2 protein-coding genes are annotated in these 4,682 nt (G+C 59.4%); both read right to left on the minus strand.

The features are described 5' to 3' along the window. Positions 1-192: 192 nt before the first annotated feature. Complete coding sequence (clpB, locus tag ABX749_RS22740) at positions 193-2,838, minus strand: ATP-dependent chaperone ClpB (RefSeq protein WP_372898003.1); 2,646 nt, start codon at positions 2,836-2,838, stop codon at positions 193-195. A 287-nt stretch (positions 2,839-3,125) separates the two neighbouring features. Next, the coding region (gene dnaK, locus ABX749_RS22745) for a molecular chaperone DnaK (protein WP_372898004.1) at positions 3,126-4,682 on the minus strand (1,557 nt) is incomplete at its 5' end.

Below are 4,682 nucleotides of genomic sequence, written 5' to 3' on the forward strand. Positions count from 1 at the left end.
GATAGGTTGTGCATGCCCACCAGCCTGTCCGTCCGTTTCGCTGCGAAGCAGCAAGACGGGCGGCTGAAGCCTGCACACCAGCGCCGGTTGGTGTCCAGCCTTGAGGCGCATCCCCACGCGCTGCGGAGCAGCAAGACGGGCGGCTGAAGCCTGCACACCAGCGCCCGTTGGTGTTAAGCCTTCAGACGATCCTTACTTGAACACGTAGTTCATTCCGTCATGGTCGACCGTGACGGTGCTGCCTTCGGCGAATTCGCTTTTCAGTAGCGCCGTTGCCAGTTCATTCTGGACTTCACGCTGGATCACGCGTTTGAGCGGACGTGCGCCGTAGGTCGGGTCGTAGCCGGTCTTGGCGATCTCATCAATCGCCGCATCGGTGACCTCAAGCGTCAGTCCGTTGTCCTGCAAGCGACGTCCGAGATGGGCGAGTTGCAGTTTGACGATCTTGCGGATTTGCGCTTGATCCAACGGGCGGAAAATGACGGTGTCGTCGATGCGGTTGAGGAACTCGGGCAAGAACCGGGTGCGCAAGGCCTGTTCCACGGCCTCCCGCATCTCCTCTTCGTCTCCACCGTCGGCCGCGATCTGCTGAATCTCTTGGCTTCCCGCGTTGCTGGTCATCACGATCACCGCGTTGGTGAAGTTCACCGTCCGCCCGTGACCATCGGTCAATCGGCCGTCGTCCAACACTTGCAGCAAGATGTTGAACACATCCGGGTGTGCCTTTTCGATTTCATCGAGCAGGATCACGGTGTAGGGACGTCGACGCACGGCCTCGGTCAACTTGCCGCCTTCTTCGTAGCCGACGTATCCGGGCGGCGCACCGATCATCCGGGCGACGCTATGTCGTTCCATGAACTCGGACATGTCGATCCGCACCATCGCGTTCTCGTCGTCGAACATGATTTCCGCCAGCGCCTTGCACAGTTCCGTCTTGCCGACGCCGGTCGGTCCGAGGAACAAGAAGGATCCGATCGGTCGGTTCGGGTCGGCCAACCCACTGCGGCTGCGGCGGACCGCATCGGAGACGGCTCGAACGGCTTCGTCTTGACCGATCACGCGGGTGTGCAAGCGTTCTTCCATGACCAGCAGTTTGGCCCGCTCGGTTTCCATCATCCGGCTCACCGGAACACCGGTCCAAGCTGAAACCACTTCAGCGATTTCCTCCGCCGTCACTTCTTTTCGCAGCAGCCGGCGCTCGGGTTCATCGGACGTTTCTTCGTTGGACGAACCTTGATCGCGTTTTTCGATTTCTTCCAGTTTCGATTCCAGCTCTGCCTGACGCGATTGGACTTCCAACATTTCTCGATACAGGTCTTCGGGGTTTTCACCACGAAGCTGAGTCTGTTTGGCTTCGGCGTCGAGCGTTGCGAATCGGTGCGCCAGTGTTTCCGCTTCTTGGCGAATGGATTGCACGCCCTCGAGTCCGATCTTTTCGCTTTCCCATTGTTCCCGCAGGTCGGCAAGCTCTTTGCCGAGCGATTCCATTTCGGATTGAATCTCTTCTCGGCGGCTCACAATGGATGCATCACCGGAATCTTCGTCTTGAAGTTGTCGCTGGGCGAGTTCCAGTTGACGCAACCGGCGTTGGATGCGGTCGATGGGCTCGGGCACGCTTTCTTTTTCCATCGCCAATCGGCTGGTCGCCTCGTCAACCAGGTCGATGGCCTTGTCCGGCAAGAAGCGTTCGGTGATGTAGCGATCGGCGAGCGTGGCGGCGGCGACCAGGGCGCTGTCGGTGATCCGCACGCCGTGGTGAGATTCGTAGCGTGATTTCAGGCCACGAAGAATCGCGATCGAGTCTTCGACCGATGGTTCTTCGACGTAAACCGGTTGGAATCGCCGTTCCAGTGCGGCGTCCTTTTCAATGTGTTGCCGGTATTCGTCCAGCGTCGTCGCGCCGACACAGCGGAGCGCGCCGCGGGCGAGTTCTGGTTTCAACAAGTTGGCCGCATCGGGTGAACCTTCCGCCTTGCCCGCGCCGACGACCAGGTGCAGTTCGTCGATGAACAGGATCACGCGTCCATCGGAATCCTTGACTTCTCGCAGCACGGCTTTGAGGCGTTCTTCAAAATCGCCGCGGAACTTTGCCCCGGCGACCAAGGCTCCCATGTCCAGCGCGATGACGCGCTTGTTTTTCAGACTGGTGGGCACATCGGCTTCGAAAATCCGCAGCGCCAAGCCTTCGGCGATCGCGGTCTTTCCTACACCGGGTTGTCCGATCAGGACGGGATTGTTTTTTGTGCGTCGCGACAGGACTTGGATCACCCGACGGATCTCGTTGTCCCGGCCGATGACCGGATCGAGTTTTCCGGCGGCGGCGAGTTGGGTCAGGTCGACGCCGTACTTTTCCAGCGCCTGATAGGTGTCTTCGGCGTTCTGGTCGGTCACGCGTGCGCTGCCACGGATTTCGCTGGCCGCCTTCAAGACGTCGTTGGCGCTGACGCCACACAATGAGAGCAGGCTCTGTGCTTTCGTTTTGGCTTTGGCGATCCCCAGCAACAGATGCTCGGTGCTGACGAATTCGTCTTTCAGCGATTGGGCACTGGTGGCGGCTTCGTTGAGGGCCGATTGCAGTTCCGCGGCGATGCTCGGTTGTCGGCCGCCGCTGACCTTGGGCAATTTGTCGAACTCGCTGGCGGTCAGTTCTCGCAGTTGGTTCGCATCGGCGTTCATCTTGGACAACAGCGCGGCGGTGATGCCGCCGCTTTCGTCGAGCATGGCCGAGAGCAGGTGCAGGGAGGTGATTTCGGGATTGCCGGCCGATGTCGCACGCCCCTGTGCTTCGGCGATCAGGCCTTGGGCTTTGGTGGTCAGTTTGTCGAATCGGAAGGTCATCGCGAATGCTCCTGCGTGGGTGACAAAATCCAGTTGGCATGCACAGCATGCCCTACGTGTCTGAATGAGTTAGCGGAACGGCGCGAGCCGTCCGGTCGCGTTTCAAAAACACCGTGAAATACCGGCGGGCTCGCGCCCTACCGCTAACAAAAAACAGTCCGTTTGATGTTGATGGGGTTCGGTAGGTGCGTAAAAAAAGACGGGCGACATGACGCCCGTCTGTCGTCGCCACCGACCGGCAGTGTGCCGGCCGATGACGTTTGATCGTTCAGACAACCTGTCGTCGTTTAGCTCTTGACTTCGAAGTCGGCGTCGATGGCGTCGTCATCGTCGGAGTCACCCGCTGGTGCGGCTGCTCCGGCGGCCGCGGCGTCTGCGTCGCCACCGGCTGCGGCCGTCTTCTCGTACAAGACTTTGCTGAACGCTTTGGCGGCGGCGTCCAATTCTTCGGTCGCCTGCTTGATGGCGTTCACATCGTCGGTGCCCGACGCCGTTTTGACTTTTTCGATCGCTTTGTTGAGCGGTTCTTTGTCACCGTCGGAGAGCTTGTCGGCGTGTTCGGTCATCTCTTTTTCGAGCTGGTGAACTTGCTGATTCGCCTTGTTGCGGGCTTCGGCCAATTCGAACTGTTTGCGGTCCTCTTCGGCGTTCTGCTCGGCATCGCGACGCATCTTTTCGATGTCGTCATCGCTCAGCGCACCGGCTTCCTTGATTTCAACCTTGGCCTCTTTGCCCGTCTTCAGTTCCTTCGCCGAAACGCTCAAGATGCCGTTTTGGTCGATGTCGAACTTGACTTCGATCTGTGGCACGCCACGCGGTTGAGCCGGGATGCCTTCGAGGTTGAACTCACCGAGCAGCCGGTTGTTGGCGGCCATCTTGCGTTCACCTTGGAAGACACGAACGGTCACGGCGGTCTGGTTGTCCGCGGCGGTGCTGAAGACGTTCTTCATTTCGACCGGGACGGTGGTGTTGCGTTCGACCAGTGCGGTCATCACGCCGCCTTCGGTTTCGATCCCCAAGGTCAACGGTGTCACGTCCAGCAACAGCACGTCGGTTCGGTCGCCGGCCAGAACGCTGCCCTGGATGGCGGCACCGATGGCGACGACCTCGTCCGGGTTGACGCCCTGGTGGGGTTCTTTGCCGAAGATCGCCTTGACGATTTCGCGAACCTTGGGCACCCGCGTGCTACCACCGACCAAAACGATTTCGTCGATGTCGCTGGGCGAGAACCCGGCGTCCTTGAGCGCTTGCATGACCGGGGTCTTACATTGTTCGACCAGATCATCGATCAGCTCTTCGAACTTGCTGCGGGTGATCTTCATCGTCAGGTGTTTTGGACCGGCTTGGTCCATCGTGATGAAGGGCAGATTAATGTCGGTTTCGGGCAGGGTCGACAATTCTTTCTTGGCCTTCTCACATGCTTCTTGCAAGCGTTGCAACGCCATCGGGTCGTTGCGAAGGTCGATCGCGTTTTCTTTCTTGAACTCGTCGGCGACGTAGTTGATCAACGCTTCGTCAAAGTCGTCACCGCCCAAGTGCGTGTTACCGGAGGTGCTGATGACCTGGAAGACGCGGCTTTCGTTTTCTTCGTCACCACTATCGGCGACTTCCAGGACGGAGACGTCGAAGGTCCCACCGCCAAGGTCAAAGACGATGATCTTTTCGTCTTTGGCTTTGTCGAGCCCGTAGGCGAGTGCGGCTGCGGTCGGTTCGTTGATGATCCGTGCGACTTCCAGCCCGGCGATCTGGCCGGCGTCCTTGGTCGCTTGACGCTGTGCGTCGTTAAAGTACGCGGGAACCGTGATCACGGCCTTGTTGACCTTGTGACCGAGATAGGACTCGGC

Origin of the sequence: Stieleria sp., from assembly GCF_041595215.1 — a bacterium.
Taxonomy (GTDB): domain Bacteria; phylum Planctomycetota; class Planctomycetia; order Pirellulales; family Pirellulaceae; genus Stieleria; species Stieleria magnilauensis.

Coding starts and splice junctions, on each gene's coding strand:
- clpB (WP_372898003.1), bottom strand. CDS start 2,838: ATGACCTTCCGATTCGACAAACTGACCACCAAAGCCCAAGGCCTGATC.